This is a genomic window from Streptomyces sp. AF1A (assembly GCF_047340315.1).
Taxonomy (GTDB): Bacteria; Actinomycetota; Actinomycetes; order Streptomycetales; family Streptomycetaceae; genus Streptomyces.
The window spans coordinates 76,728-96,875 of record NZ_JBLEBI010000010.1; the positions used below are offsets into that span (position 1 = coordinate 76,728).

At 71.4% G+C, this 20,148-nt stretch carries 20 protein-coding genes; 16 read left to right on the forward strand and 4 right to left on the reverse strand.

Annotated features, from left to right (window positions below; translation table 11 throughout):
- Positions 1 to 55: 55 nt before the first annotated feature.
- The 6 genes from ACLU3S_RS05605 to ACLU3S_RS05630 all read left to right on the forward strand — a co-directional run bounded on the left by ACLU3S_RS05605 (position 56) and on the right by ACLU3S_RS05630 (position 6,080).
- Complete coding sequence (locus tag ACLU3S_RS05605; protein WP_413950620.1) at positions 56 to 1,321, forward strand: polysaccharide deacetylase family protein; 1,266 nt, start codon at positions 56 to 58, stop codon at positions 1,319 to 1,321.
- 120 nt (positions 1,322 to 1,441) lie between these two features.
- Positions 1,442 to 2,032 carry a TlpA family protein disulfide reductase gene (locus ACLU3S_RS05610; protein WP_413950596.1) on the forward strand — a complete coding sequence of 197 codons (591 nt, stop codon included), beginning with the start codon at positions 1,442 to 1,444 and terminating at the stop codon, positions 2,030 to 2,032.
- A 1-nt stretch (position 2,033) separates the two neighbouring features.
- Positions 2,034 to 2,804, forward strand: coding sequence for a cytochrome c biogenesis CcdA family protein (locus tag ACLU3S_RS05615; RefSeq protein ID WP_413950597.1), 771 nt, complete (start codon positions 2,034 to 2,036; stop codon positions 2,802 to 2,804).
- 3 nt (positions 2,805 to 2,807) lie between these two features.
- A complete protein-coding gene (locus ACLU3S_RS05620) occupies positions 2,808 to 4,508 on the forward strand; it encodes a cytochrome c biogenesis protein ResB (protein ID WP_413950598.1) in 1,701 nt (566 codons plus the stop codon).
- Positions 4,505 to 5,587: a c-type cytochrome biogenesis protein CcsB gene (gene ccsB / locus ACLU3S_RS05625; protein ID WP_413950599.1), complete on the forward strand. Its 1,083-nt coding sequence runs from the start codon at positions 4,505 to 4,507 to the stop codon at positions 5,585 to 5,587. The genes ACLU3S_RS05620 and ccsB overlap by 4 nt, the downstream gene beginning before the upstream one ends.
- A gap of 25 nt (positions 5,588 to 5,612) precedes the next feature.
- Entirely contained in the window at positions 5,613 to 6,080 is a 468-nt protein-coding gene (locus ACLU3S_RS05630; RefSeq protein ID WP_413950600.1) for an SRPBCC family protein, read from the forward strand.
- Positions 6,081 to 6,117: 37 nt separating this feature from the next.
- On the opposite strand, the gene ACLU3S_RS05635 is transcribed toward ACLU3S_RS05630, so the two are convergent.
- Positions 6,118 to 7,095, reverse strand: coding sequence for an isopenicillin N synthase family dioxygenase (locus ACLU3S_RS05635; protein WP_413950601.1), 978 nt, complete (start codon positions 7,093 to 7,095; stop codon positions 6,118 to 6,120).
- 165 nt (positions 7,096 to 7,260) lie between these two features.
- The gene (locus ACLU3S_RS05640) at positions 7,261 to 7,569 is read right to left on the reverse strand and encodes a PLD nuclease N-terminal domain-containing protein (protein WP_413950602.1); all 309 of its coding nucleotides are present in this window, start codon (positions 7,567 to 7,569) and stop codon (positions 7,261 to 7,263) included.
- 76 nt (positions 7,570 to 7,645) lie between these two features.
- Here ACLU3S_RS05640 and ACLU3S_RS05645 point away from each other — a divergent pair, with 76 nt between their 5' ends.
- The 8 genes from ACLU3S_RS05645 to ACLU3S_RS05680 all read left to right on the forward strand — a co-directional run bounded on the left by ACLU3S_RS05645 (position 7,646) and on the right by ACLU3S_RS05680 (position 14,334).
- Positions 7,646 to 9,097: a menaquinone biosynthesis decarboxylase gene (locus ACLU3S_RS05645; protein ID WP_413950603.1), complete on the forward strand. Its 1,452-nt coding sequence runs from the start codon at positions 7,646 to 7,648 to the stop codon at positions 9,095 to 9,097.
- Positions 9,094 to 9,996 carry a menaquinone biosynthesis prenyltransferase MqnP gene (gene mqnP / locus ACLU3S_RS05650; RefSeq protein ID WP_413950604.1) on the forward strand — a complete coding sequence of 301 codons (903 nt, stop codon included), beginning with the start codon at positions 9,094 to 9,096 and terminating at the stop codon, positions 9,994 to 9,996. The genes ACLU3S_RS05645 and mqnP overlap by 4 nt, the downstream gene beginning before the upstream one ends.
- A 140-nt stretch (positions 9,997 to 10,136) precedes the next feature.
- On the forward strand, positions 10,137 to 10,811 hold the full coding sequence (locus ACLU3S_RS05655; RefSeq protein ID WP_413950605.1) for a UbiX family flavin prenyltransferase: 675 nt from the start codon (positions 10,137 to 10,139) through the stop codon (positions 10,809 to 10,811).
- Between the two features lie 63 nt (positions 10,812 to 10,874).
- Complete coding sequence (locus tag ACLU3S_RS05660) at positions 10,875 to 11,330, forward strand: Lrp/AsnC family transcriptional regulator (RefSeq protein ID WP_413950606.1); 456 nt, start codon at positions 10,875 to 10,877, stop codon at positions 11,328 to 11,330.
- Positions 11,331 to 11,368: 38 nt separating this feature from the next.
- Complete coding sequence (mqnE, locus tag ACLU3S_RS05665) at positions 11,369 to 12,532, forward strand: aminofutalosine synthase MqnE (protein ID WP_413950607.1); 1,164 nt, start codon at positions 11,369 to 11,371, stop codon at positions 12,530 to 12,532.
- 225 nt (positions 12,533 to 12,757) lie between these two features.
- Positions 12,758 to 13,282 (forward strand): N-acetyltransferase family protein, encoded by a 525-nt coding sequence (locus ACLU3S_RS05670; protein ID WP_413950608.1) that lies wholly within the window; start codon positions 12,758 to 12,760, stop codon positions 13,280 to 13,282.
- 75 nt (positions 13,283 to 13,357) lie between these two features.
- Positions 13,358 to 13,657 carry a DUF4229 domain-containing protein gene (locus tag ACLU3S_RS05675; RefSeq protein WP_413950609.1) on the forward strand — a complete coding sequence of 100 codons (300 nt, stop codon included), beginning with the start codon at positions 13,358 to 13,360 and terminating at the stop codon, positions 13,655 to 13,657.
- Positions 13,658 to 13,683: 26 nt separating this feature from the next.
- A complete protein-coding gene (locus tag ACLU3S_RS05680; protein ID WP_413950610.1) occupies positions 13,684 to 14,334 on the forward strand; it encodes a TetR/AcrR family transcriptional regulator in 651 nt (216 codons plus the stop codon).
- 31 nt (positions 14,335 to 14,365) lie between these two features.
- On the opposite strand, the gene ACLU3S_RS05685 is transcribed toward ACLU3S_RS05680, so the two are convergent.
- Both ACLU3S_RS05685 and ACLU3S_RS05690 read right to left on the reverse strand, forming a co-directional pair.
- A complete protein-coding gene (locus ACLU3S_RS05685) occupies positions 14,366 to 15,211 on the reverse strand; it encodes a MaoC family dehydratase (protein WP_413950611.1) in 846 nt (281 codons plus the stop codon).
- Entirely contained in the window at positions 15,211 to 16,512 is a 1,302-nt protein-coding gene (locus tag ACLU3S_RS05690) for a 3-oxoacyl-ACP reductase (RefSeq protein ID WP_413950612.1), read from the reverse strand. The genes ACLU3S_RS05685 and ACLU3S_RS05690 overlap by 1 nt, the downstream gene beginning before the upstream one ends.
- A 91-nt stretch (positions 16,513 to 16,603) precedes the next feature.
- Between ACLU3S_RS05690 and ACLU3S_RS05695 the strand changes: the two genes are divergently transcribed.
- Positions 16,604 to 17,890, forward strand: a complete 1,287-nt coding sequence (locus ACLU3S_RS05695) for an acetyl-CoA C-acetyltransferase (RefSeq protein WP_413950613.1) — start codon at positions 16,604 to 16,606, stop codon at positions 17,888 to 17,890.
- A 311-nt stretch (positions 17,891 to 18,201) separates the two neighbouring features.
- On the forward strand, positions 18,202 to 20,064 hold the full coding sequence (locus ACLU3S_RS05700; protein ID WP_413950621.1) for an AMP-dependent synthetase/ligase: 1,863 nt from the start codon (positions 18,202 to 18,204) through the stop codon (positions 20,062 to 20,064).
- Positions 20,065 to 20,148: the final 84 nt, after the last annotated feature.

Sequence of the window (20,148 nt, forward strand, 5' to 3'; positions counted from 1 at the left end):
CGTCGCGCCCTCTCACTGGGTGACCACCAGCAGGCGCGACGAATCGGGGATCTTCATGCGCACCGTCTCCAGGACCTTCTCCCGCAGGGGAATACTCGGCCTCGGCGCGGGTGCGGCGGCCGCCGCCTCGCTCGCCGGCTGCGGCACCCTCACGTCGTCGGACGGCGGCGGGCACCAGGACGGTTCCGGCACGGGGAAGTCCGGCCGGGGCGCCGGGGACGGGGCGCACCCGGCCCGGCTCATCGGCGACGGCTCGACGTCCTTCACCGGCAAGCAGCCGCACCAGCCGCCGGCGCCCGAGCCGCTGGAGCCGGGGCAGACCCCTCCGCAGTTCGTCGTCTTCTCCTGGGACGGCGCCGGCGAGGTCGGCAACGGCCTCTTCCCGCGCTTCCTGGACCTCGCCAAGGAGCACGGCGCGAGCATGACCTTCTTCCTCTCGGGCCTGTATCTGCTGCCCGAGTCGAAGAAGCGGATGTACGAGCCCCCGAACAACCCGCGCGGCGCCTCCGCCATCGGCTACCTCACCGACGACCACATCAAGTCGACGCTTCAGAACGTCCGCCGGGCCTGGCTGGAGGGCCACGAGATAGGCACCCACTTCAACGGGCACTTCTGCGGCGAGACCCACAACTCGGTCAAGTGGTGGACGCCACAGCAGTGGCGCAGCGAGATCGACCAGGCCAAGTCGTTCGTGAAGAACTGGAAGACCAACACCGGCCTGCACGACCTGCCCGCGCTGCCCTTCGACTACGACAAGGAGCTGGTCGGCGGCCGCACGCCCTGCCTGCTCGGCCAGGACAACCTGCTGCCCACCGCCCGGAAGCTGGGCTGGCGCTACGACGCCTCCTCGCCCGGCGGCCTGCAGGTGTGGCCGAGGAAGAAGCAGGGGCTGTGGGACCTGCCGCTGCAGGAAGTGCCCTTCCCGGGGCGGTCGTTCCAGGTCCTCTCGATGGACTACAACATGATGTACAACCAGTCGCAGAACTCCACCAAGGCGCCCTCCTCCCACTACCCCGCCTGGCGCGAGCAGGCCGCGGGTGCCTACATAGCGGGCTTCAAGCGGGCATACGAGACAAACCGGGCGCCGTTCTTCATAGGCAACCACTTCGAGCAGTGGAACGGCGGCATCTACATGGACGCCGTCGAGCAGGCCTTCAAGCACATCGCCCGCGAGAAGGAGAAGGGTGCCGACGTCCGACTGGTCTCCTTCCGGCAGTTCGTGGACTGGGTCGACGCGCAGAAGCCCGAAGTGCTCGCCAAGCTGCGCACGCTGGCGCCCGGGCAGGCCCCGGCCGGCGGCTGGAAGAGCTTCCTCGCCTGAGCCGCGCGGTCGGCTGACCCCCTGTCTGAAATGTCCCGTGTAAATACGCCCTGAAATGCGGTTTTCCGCCCGGCAGGGGGGTGCCACAGATCGCCCGGACGGACATGCGAAACTTTTCACATGAGTACCCGAAGCCGCGCCGTCCTGCTCAGCGCCGTGGCCGCCGTCGCGGCCCTGACCCTGTCCGCGTGCGGTAAGGGCGGCACCTCCGGCGGGGGTGGCAACACCAACTTCGTCACCGGCAACAACGGCATCGACACCGTCCCGGAGGGCAAGCGCACCGCGGCCCCGGACCTGTCCGGCACCACCATCGACGGCAAGCACCTGAACGTCGCCGACTACAAGGGCCAGGTCGTCGTCCTCAACGTCTGGGGCTCATGGTGCAGTCCGTGCCGGGAGGAGGCGCAGTACTTCGCCAAGGTGTCCAAGAGCTACGCCGGCAAGGGCGTGCAGTTCGTCGGCATCAACACCCGGGACACCAGCACCACCCCCGCGGTCGCCTTCGAGAAGGAGCACGGGATCACCTACCCGAGCCTGTACGACCCGACGGGCAAGCTGATGCTCCGCTTCAAGAAGGGCACCCTCAACCCGCAGCTGATCCCCTCCACGCTCGTCATCGACCGGCACGGAAAGGTCGCCGCGCGGGCCCTGGAGGCGCTCGACGACGCGACCCTGCTGAAGATGCTCAAGCCGGTCGTCGCGGAGAAGTGACGTGAGCGCGACTGTGACGCTCGCCGTGGTGGGCCAGAACCAGACCGTGCTCAACGGCGCTCTGCTGGTCGCCCTGCCGGTGGCCCTGCTCGGCGGCCTGGTCTCCTTCTTCTCGCCGTGCGTGCTGCCGCTCGTGCCCGGCTACCTCTCCTATGTCACCGGCGTCGCCGGCACCGACCTGGCCGAGGCCAGGCGGGGGCGGATGGTCGCCGGTGCCTCCCTGTTCGTGCTCGGCTTCAGCGCCGTGTTCGTCTCCGGCGGGGCGCTCTTCGGCTACTTCGGCTCGACCCTGCAGGGATACAAGGACACCCTGTCCACGGTGCTCGGCGTGCTCATGATCCTCATGGGCGTGTTCTTCATGGGGCTGATGCCCTGGCTCACCCAGCGCGAGTTCCGCGTCCACCGGCGGCCGACGACCGGCCTGGTGGGCGCGCCGATACTCGGCGCCCTGTTCGGCGTCGGCTGGACGCCGTGCATCGGCCCGACGCTGGCGTCGGTGAACCTCCTCGCGGCGCGCGAGTCGAGCGCCGGACGCGGCGTCGTACTGATGATCGCCTACTGCGTCGGCCTCGGCGTCCCCTTCGTCCTCACCGCGATCGCCTTCCGCAAGGCGCTCGGCGCCTTCGGCTGGGTCAAGCGCCACTATGTGTGGGTGCTGCGGATCGGCGGCACGATGATGATCGTGACCGGTGTACTGCTGCTGACCGGCGCATGGGACCGTCTGGTGCAGCAGATGCAGACCTGGTCCAACGGCTTCAGTGTGGGGATCTGATCGATGAGCAAGACCGAAACCGACAAGAGCCAGGACCAGGAGGACCTCGGGGCCGCCGGCTCCCAGCTGTCCACCGCCCCGCGCGAGGAAGCCTCCGGGATGCCCGCCTTCGGCGTCCTCGGCTGGGTCCGCTGGTTCTGGCGGCAGCTGACCTCCATGCGGGTCGCGCTGCTGCTGCTCCTGCTCCTCTCGCTCGGCGCGATCCCCGGCTCGCTCATCCCGCAGACCGGCGCCGACCTGAACAAGGTCGACGACTTCCGCAAGGCGCACAGGACGCTCGCGCCCGTCTACGACAAGCTCGGCCTGTTCCACGTCTACAGCTCGGTGTGGTTCTCCGCGATCTACATCCTGCTGTTCGTCTCCCTCATCGGCTGCATCGTCCCGCGCACCTGGCAGTTCGTCGGCCAGCTGCGCGGCCGCCCGCCGGGCGCGCCCAAGCGGCTGACCCGGCTGCCCGCGTACACGACGTGGCGCACCGACGCGGACCCCGAGCAGGTCCGCGAGGCCGCGCTCGCGCTGCTGAAGAGGCGCCGCTTCCGCGCCCACCTCGCCGGCGACGCCGTCGCCGCCGAGAAGGGCTATCTGCGCGAGGTCGGCAACCTGGTCTTCCACATCGCCCTGATCGTGCTGCTGGTCGCCTTCGCCTGGGGCCAGATGTACAAGTCCGACGGAACCAAGCTGATGGTCGAGGGCGACGGCTTCTCCAACGCGCTGCCCATGTACGACGACTTCAAGTCCGGCAGCCTGTTCCAGCCCGACGACCTGGTGCCGTTCAGCTTCGACCTGAAGAACTTCACGGGCACTTACGAGGTCACCGGCCCCAACAAGGGCACCCCCCGCACCTACCAGGCGACGATCGACTACAGCCAGGGCGCGTACGGCAAGCGGAAGTCGACCACCATCAAGGTCAACGAGCCGCTGCACATCGGCGACGCCAAGGTCTACCTCGTCAGCCACGGATACGCCCCCGTCATCACCGTCCGCGACGGCAAGGGCCATGTCGTCTACCACGACGCCGTGCCGCTGCTGCCGATCGACGGCAACGTCAGCTCCAACGGCGTGGTGAAGGTGATGGACGGCTACCGCAACGCGCAGGGCCAGAAGGAACAGCTGGGCTTCCAGGCCTTCTTCGTGCCGACCTTCGACCCCAAGAGCGGCACGATGCTCTCCCAGTTCCCGGCGCTGCTGAACCCGCTGCTCGCGGTGAACGCCTACCACGGCGACCTCGGCGTGAACGCGGGCATCCCGCAGAGCGTCTACCAGCTCGACAAGACCCACATGAAGGCGTTCAAGGACGCCAAGGGCCAGCTGCTGAAGAAGCTGCTCCAGCCGGGTGACACCATGACGCTGCCGAACGGCGCCGGCTCCATCACCTTCGAGAAGGACATCAAGGAGTGGGCCGGCTTCGAGATCGTCCAGGAGCCCGGCAGCGGCTGGGCGCTGGGCGGCGCCCTCGCCGCGATCTTCGGTCTGGCCGGCTCCCTGTTCATCCAGCGCCGCCGCGTGTGGGTGCGGGCGGTGCGCGGCGCCGACGGCGTCACCGTCGTCGAGATGGCCGGGCTCGGCCGCAGCGAGTCCGCCAAGGTGCCCGAGGAACTGGGCGACCTCGCAGGAACCCTCTACGACCAGGCGCCGGGGGCAAGCGAACCCGACGACGACTCCACAGAATCTCCCGCTGTACCTGCCGAAGGGGCTGAGAAGTGACTCTCGCCGCCGCAACCAACGAACACCTGGCGAGCATCAGCAACACGCTGATCTACTCGTCGATGGCCGTCTACACCCTGGCCTTCTTCGCGTACATCGCCGAATGGCTCTTCGGCAGTCGCAGCAGGGTGGCCCGCACCGCCGCCGCGCTCACCGCCGAGGGCGGACAGAAGGCGGGTGCACCCGCCGTCACCGTGAAGCAGGCCGGGGGCACCGCCGTGCTGGAGCGGCCCAAGGTGGTGGTGCGGTCCGCGCCCGGCGCCCGGGACGTGCCGGACGGGCCCGGGGCGCACGGCGGAGACGTGCAGGGCGACCTCTACGGCCGCGTCGCCGTCTCGCTCACCGTGCTCGCCTTCCTCGTGGAGCTGAGCGGCGTCGTCGCCCGCGCGGCCTCCGTGCAGCGGGCGCCGTGGGGCAACATGTACGAGTTCAACATCACCTTCTCGACGGTCGCCGTCGCCGTGTACCTCGGGCTGCTGGCGCTGAAGAAGAACGTGCGCTGGCTCGGGCTGTTCCTGATCACCTCGGTCCTCCTCGACCTCGGCCTCGCCGTCACCGTCCTGTACACCGCGAGCGACCAGCTGGTTCCCGCGCTGCACTCCTACTGGCTGTACATCCACGTCTCCACCGCCATCTTCTGCGGCGCGGTGTTCTACGTCGGCGCGGTCGCCACGATCCTGTACCTGTTCAAGGACTCGTACGAGAACAAGCTGCAGACCGGCGGCAAGCCGGGCGCGTTCGCGGCCTCGGTGCTGGAGCGGCTGCCCGCCTCCGCCTCCCTGGACAAGTTCGCCTACCGGGTGAACGCGGCCGTCTTCCCGCTGTGGACCTTCACGATCATCGCGGGCGCGATCTGGGCGGGCGACGCCTGGGGCCGCTACTGGAACTGGGACCCGAAGGAGACCTGGTCCTTCATCACCTGGGTCGGCTACGCCTGCTACCTGCACGCCCGTGCCACGGCCGGCTGGAAGGGCCGCAAGGCCGCCTACCTGGCGATGATCGCCTTCGGTTGCTGGCTGTTCAACTACTACGGCGTCAACATCTTCGTCACCGGCAAGCACTCCTACGCGGGCGTGTGAGCGCCGCGTCGGTGACACTGGTGTCATGAGCGGTTCCATCGCACAGGGCACCAGCCAGACCCACGGGAACACGCACATACTGCACTTCATGGTGCGGATCCCGAGGCCGATGGAGGACGTCTGGGCGGCGGTGGCCACCCCCGCAGGGCTCGGGGCCTGGTGCACCGCCGTCGACGTGCTGGAGCCCCGCCTCGACGGCGCGGTCACCCTGCGTGACCTGGGCTCCGGCCGGGTCACCGCCTGGGACGTGGACCGGGTCGCGGAGTACACCGTCGAGGGCGGCGGCCGGATCCGGTTCCATCTGGAGCGGGACGGGGAGGCGGGGACCACGCTGCGCTTCACCCACGAGTTCCAGGGCGAGCAGGCGTCCGAGACCGGCTGGCGCGCCCGGTTCGAACGGCTGATCGCGAGGGTGGAGTCCCTGCCCAGGACGCGCCCGCAGTCCCCGCCGGAGCCCGCCGGCCAGGAGCCCCTTCCCGGCCAGCTCACCTAGGCGGCACCGCCGGAAGGCTCCGCGGGCCACCGGCCGATCACCGGACGGTGATCGCGTCGAGCTTCTCGCGCAGGTACACGTGCGAGTCGACCGGCGGGTACGCCACCCGCCCCAGCGGCGCCGGCAGGGACTCCACCAGCGTCCCCGGGGTGCACTCGCCGAAGTACACGAGCGAGATCAGCTCCTCCGCGGGCGCGTCGGCCGGCGGCGGCAGCACCCGGTGCCGGCCCGACCGCCACCGGTCGCCGGTCCAGCGGGACATCAGGTCACCGATGTTGATGGTGAACGCCGCGGGGTCGTACGGCGCGTCCTCCCAGCCGCCCGCGTCGGTGTACACCTGGAGCCCGCCCCGGCCGGCCTGCCGGTCCAGGATGGTGACGGTCCCGAAGTCGGTGTGCGGCCCGATCCGGAACTGACCCGGCCGCGGCTCGCCGACGACCTCGGTGCCCGGATACCAGTTGATGTTGAAGCCGTACGTCGGGTGGTCCAGGTGCCGGCAGAAGAAGTCGGCCCCGAGGTCGAGGGCGCACCCCAGCAGCGACAGCAACTCCCGTTGCAGCGCGGCCATCTGCGCCAGGTACCGCTCGCACAGCGTGCGCAGCTCGGGCAGCTCGGCCGGCCACACGTTGGGCGCGTACCACTCCGCGTCGACGACCGGGTCGTCGAACGGCTCGGCCGTCGCGAAGGTCAGCGACTCCTTCAGGTCGGGCGGCGTCGCGGTGCCCTCCGCGTACCCGTTGGCCTCCGCGCCGGGCCCCAGCCAGCCGCGCCCGCCGACCTTCGCCTCGTACCGCCGCTTGATCTCGGCGGGCATCCGGAAGAACTCCCGGGCGGCCGCCCGGATCCCGGCCGGCAGCTTTGGGTCCACGCCGTGCCCGGTGACCAGCAGGAAGCCGGCGGTCTGCAGGGCCCGGTCGACGGTGGCGGCGAGAGCCGCGCGCGTCGCGGCGTCCCCGCCGGTCCAGGGCCGCAGGTCGATGGTGGGGATGCGGGGCTCACTCACCGATGTCCTCATTCCACGGAGCGGGGTTCTTCTCGCCGGGCCTCCTCGACGGCGGTGGCGAGCCAGGGGCGGGCCTGTCGTTCGTCCATGCCTTCACTCTGCGGTGCCGGGCGGACCGGGGCAACGCACCCGGCCGAGGGCGGGCCGCAGTTCGGTCCGGCTTTTCGGCCCTGCCTTTCAGTCCTGCTTCGGGTCGTCCTTCTCCAGGGACTTGAGGAACTCGGGGTTGTCGTCCGGGGCGACCCACCCCGCGCCCGCGTCACGGTGCCACGGCGACGGAGCGGGACCGCCGGCCGGCCCGTGCCGCACCCTGCCGCTGATCAGCCAGGCGACCGGACCGACCAGCACCTCGCCGAAGAGCAGGATGACGAGCACCCACACCACCTTCGGCAGGTGGCGCACCTCTTCCTCCGGGGTGTTCAGGCAGTCCACGAAGGCGTAGATCCACAGCGCCAGGACCAGCAGGAACGGCAGATACCTGAGCATGGTCGGTCGATCCCCCGGGGAGGTGAGACGGGGCCGGTGACCGGGCCAGGTTAGCGGGTGGCAGATACTGGGACGCATGGCTTACGACGATCTTCGCTCCCTGCTGCGGGCACTGGAGCGCGAGGGAGACCTCAAGCGCATCAAGGCCGAGGTCGACCCGTACCTGGAAGTCGGGGAGATCGTCGACCGGGTGCAGAAGTCCGGCGGCCCGGCGCTGCTGTTCGAGAACGTGCGCGGCTCGGACCTGCCGCTCGCCATGAACGTCTTCGGCACCGACCGGCGGCTGCTGAAGGCGCTGGGCCTGAAGTCGTACGGCGAGATCTCCGAGAAGATCGGCGGGCTGCTGCGCCCCGAACTGCCGCACGGCTTCGTCGGCGTGCGCGAGGCGTTCGGCAAGCTCGGCGCCATGGCGCACGTGCCGCCGAAGAAGGTCAAGGAGGCTCCGGTGCAGGAGGTCGTCCTGCACGGCGAGGACGTCGACCTGGAGCGGCTGCCCGCCCTGTTCACCTGGCCCAAGGACGGCGGCTCCTTCTTCAACCTGGGGCTCACCCACACGAAGGACCCGGAGACGGGCGTCCGCAACCTCGGGCTCTACCGGCTCCAGCGCCACGACAAGCGCACCATCGGCATGCACTGGCAGATCCACAAGGACAGCCGCAACCACTACCAGGTGGCGGCGAAAAAGGGCGAACGGCTTCCGGTGGCCATCGCCTTCGGGTGCCCGCCCGCCGTGACGTACGCCTCCACCGCCCCGCTCCCCGGCGACATCGACGAGTACCTCTTCGCCGGGTTCGTCGCGGGCAAGCGGATCGAGATGGTGGACTGCAAGACGGTGCCGCTCCAGGTGCCGGCCAACGCCGAAGTGGTCCTGGAGGGCTGGCTGGAGCCCGGCGAGATGCTGCCCGAGGGCCCGTTCGGCGACCACACCGGCTTCTACACGCCGCAGGAGCCCTTCCCGGCACTGCGGATCGACTGCGTGACGATGCGCCGGCGCCCGCTGCTGCAGTCGATCGTCGTCGGCCGCCCGCCCACGGAGGACGGCCCGCTCGGCCGCGCCACGGAACGCTTCTTCCTGCCCCTGCTGAAGATCATCGTCCCGGACATCGTGGACTACCACCTGCCCGAGGCCGGCGGCTTCCACAACTGCGCGATCGTCTCGATCGACAAGAAGTACCCCAAGCACGCGCAGAAGGTGATGCACGCGGTCTGGGGGGCGCACATGATGTCCCTGACCAAGCTGATCGTGGTCGTCGACGCCGACTGCGACGTCCACGACCTGCACGAGGTCGCCTGGCGCGCCCTCGGCAACACGGACTACGCCCGTGACCTCACGGTCGTCGAAGGCCCTGTCGACCACCTGGACCACGCCTCCTACCAGCAGTTCTGGGGTGGCAAGGCGGGGATCGACGCCACCAGGAAGTGGCCGGAGGAGGGCTACACCCGTGACGGCGGGTGGCCGGACATGGTTCTTTCGGACCCGGATACGGCGGCTTTGGTCGACCGCCGCTGGAAGGAGTACGGCCTGTGAGCTCAGCGTCCGCCGCCATCCCGCAGCCGGGACGCACCAAGGCGTTCCTGCGCCTGGTGATGATCGAGCACTCGGTCTTCGCGCTCCCCTTCGCCTACATCGCCTCCCTGACGGCCATGCACCAGTGGGACAGGAACGTCCACTGGGGCCGGCTGCTGCTGGTCACCGTCTGCATGGTCGGCCTGCGCACCTTCGCGATGGCGGTCAACCGGATCATCGACCGCGAGATCGACGCCCGTAACCCCCGTACGGCCCACCGTGAACTGGTGACCGGCGCGATGAGCGTCCGCCATGCCTGGACGGGCGCGCTGATCGCCCTGGTGATCTTCCTGGGAGCGGCGGCTCTGCTGAACCCGCTGTGCCTGGCGCTGGCGCCGATCGCGGTGATCCCGATGGTGGTCTACCCCTACGGCAAGCGCTTCACGAACTTCCCGCAGGCCATCCTGGGCCTCGCCCAGTCCATGGGCCCCATCGGCGGCTGGCTCGCCATCTCCGGCTCCTGGTCCTGGGACGCGGTGATCCTCGGCCTCGCCGTGGGCGTCTGGATCGGCGGCTTCGACCTGATCTACGCCTGCCAGGACGTCGAGACCGACCGCGAGATCGGCGTCATGTCGGTTCCGGCCCGGTTCGGCATCCCGGCGGCGATCTGGGGCGCCCGGGCCTGCCACACGGTCACCACGGCCCTGTTCGTCTGGTACGGGGTGGCCACGGGCGCCGGCGCGTTCTTCTGGCTGGGCCTGCTGATCGTCGCGGGCGCGTTCGTCTACGAGCACACGATCGTCCGCCCGCACGACCTCTCGCGCCTGAACAGGGCGTTCTTCTCCACGAACGGCTTCATCGGGATCTCCTTGTTCGTGTGCGCCCTGGTCGACCTGCTGCTGAGGGGTCTCTCGCTGTAGTCCTTTCGGGTGATGGCGGGGCGCGCGGCGCGGCGGCTTCGGGGCTCGCCGGGGCGCCCCGGGCAGCGGCCGGCCCGCCCGCTGCGGGCCCGCCCCGAGCCCGTCCTGAACCGGCTCGGCCCCACCGGTACGCTCATGGTGTGAACGCAGGAGAAACGCAGCGCGCGCCTTGGATCGTGGGGGTTTCCGGAGCGTCCGGGACGCCATATGCGGCCGCCGTGCTGCGGGCGCTGCTGGCGGCGGGGGAGGCGGTGGACCTGGTGGTCAGCCGGGCCTCGCGGCTGACGCTGCTGGACGAGACGGGGATCTCGTTCCGCGACGCCCACTGGGAGGACGACCTGCGGGAATGGCTGGCCCGGGGCGCCGACGGCAAGCCCGGGACCTTCGACGTGGACGTCCGCGGGGTGCGGTACTGGAACGCGGGCGACCTCGCCGCAGGGCCGTCGTCGGGGTCGTACCCGGCGAAGGGGATGCTCATCGTCCCGGCCTCCACCGCGTGCGTGTCCGGCGTCGCCCTCGGCCTGTCCAAGGATCTGCTCCAGCGCGCGGCGAGCGTCACACTGAAGGAACGCCGGACGCTGGTCGTCGCCGTACGGGAGACCCCCCTGAACGGTCAGACGCTGCGGCACCTCGTCGCGCTGGACGACGCCGGCGCCTCGGTGGTGCCGGCCTCGCCCGCCTTCTACGCGGGGGCCACCCACATCCAGGACCTGGTGGACTTCGTCGCCGGGCGGGTGCTGGACGCGGCGGGCGTCGGGCACGACCTGTACCGGCGCTGGCACGGCGAACTGGGCGGCGGCAGGCCGGACCGGTAGGCAGCGCAGTACCTCTCATCACTTCGGGATCTTCGGAACTTTTCAGGGGAAGGCTTCGATCGCATGGACGCGGTGGACAGGCAGCTCATCCAGGCCCTGAGGGAGAACGGCCGGGCCTCCTATGCGGAGCTGGGACGCCTCGTCGGCCTGTCGGGACCCAGCGTCACCGACCGCATCAACCGGCTGGAGGCGGCCGGTGTCATCACCGGCTACCGCGCCACGGTCAACGCGGCCTCCCTCGGTCTCGGCGTCACCGCCCTGATCGGCATCTCGCTGTCCGACGCCGCCGACCACGAGGACGTGGCGCAGCGGCTGCGGGACCTGCCGGAGATCGAGGACTGCTGGTTCATCGCCGGCGACGACTCCTTCATGCTCAAGGCGCGGGCGGCCGACGTGGACGGCCTGGAGAAGATCATCCGCAGGCTCAGCGGGACCAAGGGCGTCTCCCGGACGCGTACCACCATCGTGCTCTCCACCAAGTGGGAGAACCGGGTCGGGGAACTCCCCGAAGAGGTCTAGGCATAGGGTTGGCCGAGCTGTCGTAGAAAGGTGTTGGCATGGACGTCGGGCTCAAGCGCGAGCTGGAGGAGAAGGTCCGCTCCGGTGAGCGGCTGACCCGCGAGGACGGCATCGCGCTGTACGAGTCGGACGACCTGGCGTGGCTCGGCGGCCTGGCGCACGAAGTGCGGACCCGCAAGAACGGTGACGTGGTGCACTTCAACGTCAACCGGCACCTCAACATGACCAATGTGTGCACGGCCTCCTGCGCCTACTGCTCCTTCCAGCGCAAGCCCGGCGAGAAGGACGCCTACACGATGCGCATCGAGGAGGCAGTGAAGCTCGCCAAGGCGATGGAGTCGGACAACCTCACCGAGCTGCACATCGTCAACGGGCTGCACCCGAACCTGCCGTGGCGCTACTACCCGCGCTCGCTGCGGGAGCTGAAGGCCGCCCTGCCGGGCGTCTCGCTGAAGGCGTTCACCGCGACGGAGATCCACCACTTCGAGACGATCTCGGGGCTGAGCGCGAGCGAGATCCTCGACGAGCTGATCGACGCCGGCCTGGAGTCCCTCACCGGCGGCGGCGCCGAGATCTTCGACTGGGAGGTCCGGCAGCACATCGTGGACCACCGCACCCACTGGGAGGACTGGTCCCGCATCCACCGGCTGGCGCACGAGAAGGGTCTGAAGACCCCGTGCACCATGCTCTACGGCCACATCGAGGAGCCCCGCCACCGCGTCGACCACGTGCTGCGGCTGCGCGAACTGCAGGACGAGACCGGCGGCTTCCAGGTCTTCATCCCGCTGCGCTACCAGCACGACTTCGTCGACATGAAGGACGGCAAGATCCGCAACCGGCTCCAGGCGCGGACGCAGATGGCGACCGGCGCGGAGGCGCTGAAGACCTTCGCCGTCTCCCGGCTGCTGTTCGACAACGTCCCGCACGTGAAGGTGTTCTGGGTCATGCACGGCGTGCAGACCGCCCAGCTCGCCCTCCAGCACGGCGCCGACGACATGGACGGTTCGGTCGTCGAGTACAAGATCACGCACGACGCGGACAACTTCGGCACGCCGAACAAGCTGACCCGCGAGGATCTGCTGGAGCTGATCCGGGACGCCGGTTTCCGCCCGGTGGAGCGCAACACGCGCTACGAGATCATCCGCGAGTACGACGGCCCGGACCCGGCGCGTCGCGAGTCACCCCAGCCTATGCGGGTGTGAGGGGCGCCGCCCCAGCGGCCCTCACACCCCCGCCTCGCCCGACCGTCGCCCGGCCCGGTCGGTGACGCGGGTACGGCACCGGGTGCTCGTCCCCCGTGGCACCCCGCACGGCTGCCCCCGAGGACCCGTACCCGGCGGAGCCCTTCGTGCCCGAGGGCGCGCATCTCGCCGCCCTGCGCCGGGTCGCCGCGCAACGCCCCCTCGGGTAATAGGTACCATCCGGGCATGCCTCTTACGTTCACGCTGGATCCCGCCGTCACCCCGGCCCTGCGCGACGGCATCCTCGGCCTGTGGGCGGACGTCAGCGAGGCGGGCGGGGCCGTGGGCTTCGTCCCGCCGGTGACCCGCGAGGAGATCCGGCCGGAACTGGTGCGGCACTTCGTGCAGATGGCCGAGGGCCGCACCCGGCTGCTCGTCGGGCACGACGAGCACGGCGAGGTGGCCGCCACCGCCTTCCTCACCCGCAACACGCACCGGCTGATGACCCACTGGCTGTGGCTGTACACGGTGATGGTCCACCCGAAGCACCAGGGCAGGGGCTACGGCCGCGACCTGCTGGCCGCCGCGGCCGACGCGGCCCGCGGGATCGACGGCACAGAGGCGATACGGCTGACCTGCCGCGGCGGGCTCGGCCTGGAGCGGTTCTACGGCTCCTGCGGCTACAAGGAGGTCGGCCGGGTGCCCGGCGCGATCCGGGTCGCCCCCGGCGACGACCGCGACGACGTGGTCATGCTGCTGCCGCTCGGCTGACCCCGCTGCAAGATCGCCTGTCAGGCGTGCTTCACTGGGCGATGACCCTTTTCGGAATCGGACGAGTGGATTGAGATGCTCCGCTACACGCTGATGCGCCTCGGTATCTTCGCGGGCTGCCTCGTGGTCGTCTGGGGAGCCGTCTACTCCGGCATCTTCCCGCGCGGCTTCGGCGACTCCAACGGCCTGTGGATCCTGCTGCTCGCCCTGGTCCTGTCGGCGCCGATCAGCTGGGTGGCGCTGCGCAAGGAGCGGGACCGTGCCTCGGTGAAGATCGTGACCCGGGTCGACCGGATGAAGGCGAACCTGGACGCCAACCGCAGCCAGGAGGACATCGCCGACGACACCGCGCGGGCGCAGGGCCAGCCTTCCTGACCGAGGGCCCAACTAGTCTTGCCCTCATGGGTGCCGTGAAGACCAAACGGATGCCGAGGGCGGTGCGGGAGCAGCAGATGCTCGACGCCGCCGTGCGGATCTTCGGCCGACGCGGCTACATGGCCGCCTCCATGGACGAGATAGCCGAACTCGCGGGCGTCTCCAAGCCGTTGGTCTATCTGTACCTCAACTCCAAGGAAGACCTCTTCACCGCCTGCATCCGCCGCGAGGCCGCCGCCCTGACGGAGGCCGTCCGCGGCGCGGTGGGTCCCGGGCTGCCCGCCGACCGGCAACTGTGGGACGGACTCCAGGCGTTCTTCGCGCACACCGCCGAGCACCCCGACGGCTGGTCGGTGCTGCATCTGCAGGCCCGCACCCACGGTGAGCCGTTCGCGGCCGAAGTCGCCGCGATGCGCGCGGACATCGTCGCCTTCGTGACCCGCCTGGTCGCGGTCGCGGCGCGCGAGGCGCACCGGGACCCCGATCTGCCCGAGCGCGAGGTCGCCGGGCTCGCCGAGGCCCTCGTCGGTGCCGCCGAGTCGCTCGCCGCCTGGGCCAACGCCACGCCCGGGGTCACCGCCCGGCAGGCGGCGGCCACCTTGATGAACTTCGCCTGGTCGGGCCTGGGCAACCTGATGGAGGGCCGCGTGTGGACTCCCCCGGCCGAGCAGGGTTAACGCCGACGGTGAGTCTCGCCGTGGGCCTCGCTCACCCGGTGAGCGGCCGTACCTCTCCGGTCAGGTGCCGTCGGCCCTGCGCGCCCCGCAGTTCGAAGCGGCCCGTGCCGTCCGCCCCGTAGGTCACCGTTCCCGGCAGGAGCACGGGCGCCCGGAACTCGGCCCGTACCACGGCGGAGCCGGGCGTGCCGTGGGCTGCCAGGCAGCGGGCCACGGTCCACATGCCGTGCGCGACGGCACGCGGAAAACCGAAGAGGCGGGCGGTGAGCGGGTGCAGGTGGATGGGGTTGCGGTCGCCGGAGGCCGCGCCGTACCGGCGGCCCACGTCGGCGGCGGGCCGCCACTCGGCGACGACGGGCAGCGCGGGAGGCGGTTCCTTTCGGGGCTCGGCCGCCTCGCCGGTGCGATGCCGGGCGAGGTAGGTGCTGCGCGACTCCCAGACCAGGTCGCCGTCGAGCCGGGCCTCGGTGACGACGGTCGCCTCCGTTCCGCGCCGGTGCGGCGCCAACCCGGCGATGTGCACGGCGAGTTCGTAGGCACCGGTGGCGGGCAGCGCGGTGTGGCGCACGATACCGACCGAGGTGTGGACCAGGCCCAGCAGCGGGAGCGGGAAGTCCCGGCCGCTCATCAGCCGCATCGCCAGCGGAAAGCCGAGGACGTGCGGGTAGGTCACCGGGAGGGCGTCCTCGCCGGTGGGGAACCCGCACACGCGCTCGTACGCGACCAGTCGCGCCAGGTCGACGCGCACGCCCGGCAGCACGAGGCGCGTGCGCGGAAAGTCCGCGTCCGGGGCGGGGCGCTTGAAGAGGGAGCGCAGGGCGCCCCGGGCCAGCAGCGGGGACAGCGCGGGGGCGGCGGTCAGCGTGACGTCGGCCATCAGGCCCCCAGCAGGCTCTGGCCGCAGACGCGGACGACCTGGCCGCCCACCGTGCCGGAGGCCGGGTGGGCGAGCCAGGCGGTGGTCTCGGCGACGTCGACGGGCTGCCCGCCCTGCGCGAGGGAGTTCATGCGGCGGCCGGCCTCCCGGATGAACAGCGGGATCGCGGCCGTCATCCTCGTCTCGACGAAGCCGGGCGCGACCGCGTTGACCGTCACCCCGTGCTCGGCGAGCGCGCGCGGCGCGAGGGAGCGTACGAGGCCCACGACCCCCGCCTTGCTCGCGCCGTAGTTGGTCTGGCCCGCGTTGCCCGCGAGCCCGGCGATGGAGGAGATGGCCACGATCCGGCCGCCGGAGCGCAGGGCCCCCTTGGCGAGCAGTGCGTCGGTGGTGCGCAGCACGCTGCCCAGGTTGACCTCCAGGACCTGGCTCCAGCGCTCGGCGGGCATGTTGGCCAGCCGCCGGTCCCGGGTGACGCCCGCGTTGTGGATCAGCACGTCCAGGCCGTCGGGAAGGGCGGCGGCGATGCGCTCACCGGCGTCTGCGGCGGTGATGTCGAGGGCGAGCGCGGTGCCGCCGAGCCGTTCGGCGACCCGGTGGGCGTCCGCCTCGGCGGCGGGCACGTCGAGGACCACGACATGGGCGCCGTCCCGGGCGAGGACCCCGGCGACGGCCTCGCCGATCCCGCGTGCGGCCCCGGTGACCAGCGCGGTGCGCCCGGCCAGGGGCCGGTCCCAGTCGGCGGGCGCGGCGACCTCGCCCGCGCCGACCTCGACGACCTGGCCGCTGACGTAGGCGGACTTGGGGGAGAGCAGGAAGCGCAGGGTGGACTCGGCGGCGGCCGCGTCGGTCAGCCGGACCAGGTTGACGGTCCGGCCCCGGCCGATCTCCTTGCCGAGGGAGCGCGTGAAGCCGTCCAGCGCCTGCTGGGCGGCCGACTGGTGGTGGTCGGCGGGGTCGAGGGGGGCGCCCAGCACCAGCACCCGCCCGCTCGTGGCGACGGACCGCACGACCGGGCGGAGGGCCGCGTGCACCTCGGCGAGCGTGTCGAGGTCCCGCACGCCGGTGGCGTCCAGGACGACGGCGGCGGGGTCCGCGCCGCCCGGCCGCAGGCCCGTGCGGGTGAGGACGGGGGCGAGGTCGAGGGCGGACGACCCGGCGGTCAGGTGCAGCAGCGCGCCGTCCAGCGCGGGCCGCTCGGGCGACCAGCGGCGCAGCTCGGCCGGCTGGGGCAGGCCCAGCCGCCGGGTGAGGAAACGGCCGGGTGCCGTGGCGGTGAAGTTCAGGTAGCGGTCGGCCATGCGCAACTCCCGCTGGGCTGGGTCGAAGGAGCTTACTCTGGAGTAAGGTTACTGGAGGTAAGCCTATGTCGCGGGTGAGGAGCAGGTCGAGATGAGTCCCCTTGAACCACCCCGCGCACGCCGGGTCGCGGTGATCGGCGGCGCACGCATCCCGTTCGCCCGCTCCGACGGCCCCTATGCCACCGCCTCCAACCAGGAGATGCTGACGGCGGCCCTGAACGCGCTGACCGAGCGTCACGGCCTGCACCGCCCCGGTGCCGTCGGGGAGTTCGTCGCCGGAGCCGTCCTCAAGCACAGCCGGGACTTCAACCTCGCCCGGGAGACGGTCCTCTGCTCACAGCTGGACCCGCGCACCCCCGCCTACGACATCCAGCAGGCCTGCGGCACCGGGCTGCAGGCCGTCGTCGCCGCCGCCAACAAGATCGCCCTCGGCCACACCGAGTCGGCGGTCGCGGGCGGCGCCGACACCACGAGCGACGCACCCCTCGGCGTCAACGACCAGTTGCGCCGCATCCTGCTGGAGGCCCGCCGGGCCCGGTCGGCGGGCGCCCGGCTGAGGGCCCTCGCACGGATCCGCCCCGGCCATCTGGTCCCGGACATCCCGCGCAACGCCGAGCCGCGCACCGGGCTGTCCATGGGCGAGCACGCGGCCGTGACCGCCCGCGCCTGGAGCATCACCCGGCAGGCGCAGGACGAACTGGCGGCGACCAGCCACCAGCGGCTCGCGGCCGCCTACGAACGCGGCTTCTTCCAGGACCTGGTGGTCCCCTTCCGAGGGCTGGAGCGGGACCAGAACCTGCGCCCGGACTCCACCGCGGAGAAACTCGCCGCGCTGAAACCGGTGTTCGGGCTCGACGCACCCGACCCGACCATGACGGCGGGCAATTCGACGCCGCTGACCGACGGAGCCGCCCTCGTCCTGCTGGCGAGCGAGGAGTGGGCCGAGGCCCGCGGGCTGGAACCCCTGGCGTATCTCACGGCGTACGGGACGGCCGCCGTGGACTTCGTGCACGGGGACGTCGCGGGCGGCGAGGACGGCCTGCTGATGGCCCCGGCGTACGCGGTCCCGCGCATGCTGGAGCGGACCGGCCTGGGCCTCGGAGACTTCGACCTGGTCGAGATCCACGAGGCCTTCGCCTCCCAGGTGCTGGCCACCCTCGCCGCCTGGGAGAAGCGCGGGCTGCCGCCGGTGGACCGCTCCCGGCTGAACGTGGCCGGATCCTCCCTGGCCACGGGGCATCCGTTCGCCGCGACCGGCGCCCGGATCGTGGCGACCCTGGCGAAGCTCCTGTCCGAGCGCAAGGGGCCGGGCAAGGGCCTGATCTCCGTCTGCGCGGCGGGCGGTCAGGGTGTGACGGCGGTCCTGGAGCGGCCGTGATCCAGACGACATGAGGCCCTGTCACATACCCCCCGAGTACCCCCCGAGGCTGCACATCCCCGGCCCCGGACCATCCCCGAACCCGCACGATCCCCCCACAGCAGACACGTACGATCACCTGCCCGACCCGCGGTAACCCCTGTCTGCGGACCGCCGTCGGTGAACGCCTCGCCGTTCGAGGCACGTACGTCATGCAGCAAGCAGTGCACCGCTGCACGCGCGAGGAGCCGCCCGTGTCCACCCCCCACCCCAACGCCCCCGTCTCCTCCGGCACCCATGTCTCCGCCACCGACTACGACGGCCGCCCGGTCCTGATCCAGCCCGAGGTCCGGCGGCTGGACGGAGCCGTGCGCGAGGCGTTCGTCCCGCCGTTCGCCCCGCCGGTCACCCACGGGTCGCTGGCCGACCTGCCGTTCGAGAACGCCGAGCGGGAGCCTGGGGCCGTCGTGCTCAGCCGTCGGCTGCCGGACGGCGGGTGGGCGGACGTGACGGCCGCCGAGTTCGCCGGGCAGGTGCAGGCCGTGGCCAAGGGGCTCATCGCCGAGGGCCTGGTGCCGGGCGACCGGATCGCCGTCATGGCCCGTACGACGTACGAGTGGACCCTGATCGACTTCGCCGCCTGGGCGGCCGGCCTGGTCACGGTGCCGGTCTACCCGACGTCCTCGGTGTTCCAGACCCGCTGGATCCTGCACGACTCCGGCGCGGTCGCCCTGGTCACCGAGACCGCCGCGCAGGCCGCCGCCATCGGCCCCGAGCTGCAGCACCTGCCCGGGCTGCGGCACCTGTGGGTGATGGCCAGGGGGCACGTGGACCGTCTGGCCGAGACGGGCGCGCCGGTGCCGGACGGCGAGGTCGGCGTGCGCCGGGGCATGCTCGGCCCGGACACCCTCGCCACCCTCATCTACACCTCCGGCACCACCGGCCGCCCCAAGGGCTGCGCCCTGTCGCACGGCAACTTCTTCGCCGAGGTCGACAACGCCGTCGAACTGCTCCACCCCGTCTTCAAGGCCCGGCACGAGGTGCCGTCGGTGCTGCTGTTCCTGCCCATGTCGCACGTCTTCGGCCGGATGGTGGCGATCGCGTGCGTGCGCGCCCGGGTGCGGCTCGGGCACGCGCCGAGCCTGAAGGCGGAGGATCTGCTGCCGGACCTGGCCGCGTTCCGTCCGACCTGCCTGCTGACCATCCCGTACATGCTGGAGAAGATCTACAACTCCGCACGGGCCAACGCGGAGGCGGGCGGCCGGGCGTCGGTCTTCGACCGGGCCGCGGAGGTCGCCCGGCGCTACGGCGAGGCGCTGGAGGCCCGGCAGACCGGCACCGGAAGCGGCCCGGGACGCGCCCTGAGGACCGCCCGCGGCTTCTACGACCCGCTCGTCTACCGCCGTATCCGGTCCGCGATGGGCGGCCGGGTCCGGTACGTCATCTGCGGCGGCTCCCCGCTCGGCAGGCGCCTCGCCGCGTTCTACGCCGGCGCCGGCATCGACATCTTCGAGGGGTACGGCCTGACGGAGACCACCGGCGCCTCGACCGTCACCCCGCCGCTCAAGCCCCGGCTGGGCACGGTCGGCTGGCCGCTGCCCGGGACGCGGGTGCGGATCGCGGCGGACGGGGAGATCCTCGTCGGCGGCGACCACGTGCTGCGCGGCTACTGGGATCCGGGGGCCGGCGGCGTCGTGCCCGCGACCCGGGACGGCTGGCTGGCCACCGGTGACATCGGGGAGCTGGACGACGAGGGCTATCTGACCATCACCGGCCGCAAGAAGGAGCTGCTGATCACGTCGGGCGGCAAGTCCGTGGCCCCGGCCCCGCTGGAGAACTGGCTGCGCCAGCATCCGCTGATCTCCCAGGTGATGCTGGTCGGCGACGACCGCCCGTACATCGCGGCCCTGATCACCTTGGACGCCGACGGCATCACCCACTGGCGCCAGATGATCGGCAAGCACCCGGTGCCGCCGGAACTCCTCACCGGCGACCCGGAGCTGACGGCCGTGCTGCAGCGGGCTGTGGACGAGGCGAACAAGCTGGTGTCGCGGCCGGAGTCCATCCGGCGGTTCGCCGTGCTGCCCGTGGGCTTCACCGAGGAGGCCGGCCATCTCACCCCCTCCATGAAGCTGCGGCGCGAGCAGATCATGCGGGACTTCGCCGGCGAGGTGGAGGCCCTGTACGAGCGCTGAGCCGCCGCCCTCGGCGACATCCCGCCGATCCGGCTGCCGCCGCACTCCGCGTCCGCCGCCCACCTGGACGCCGCCCGCGCCGAG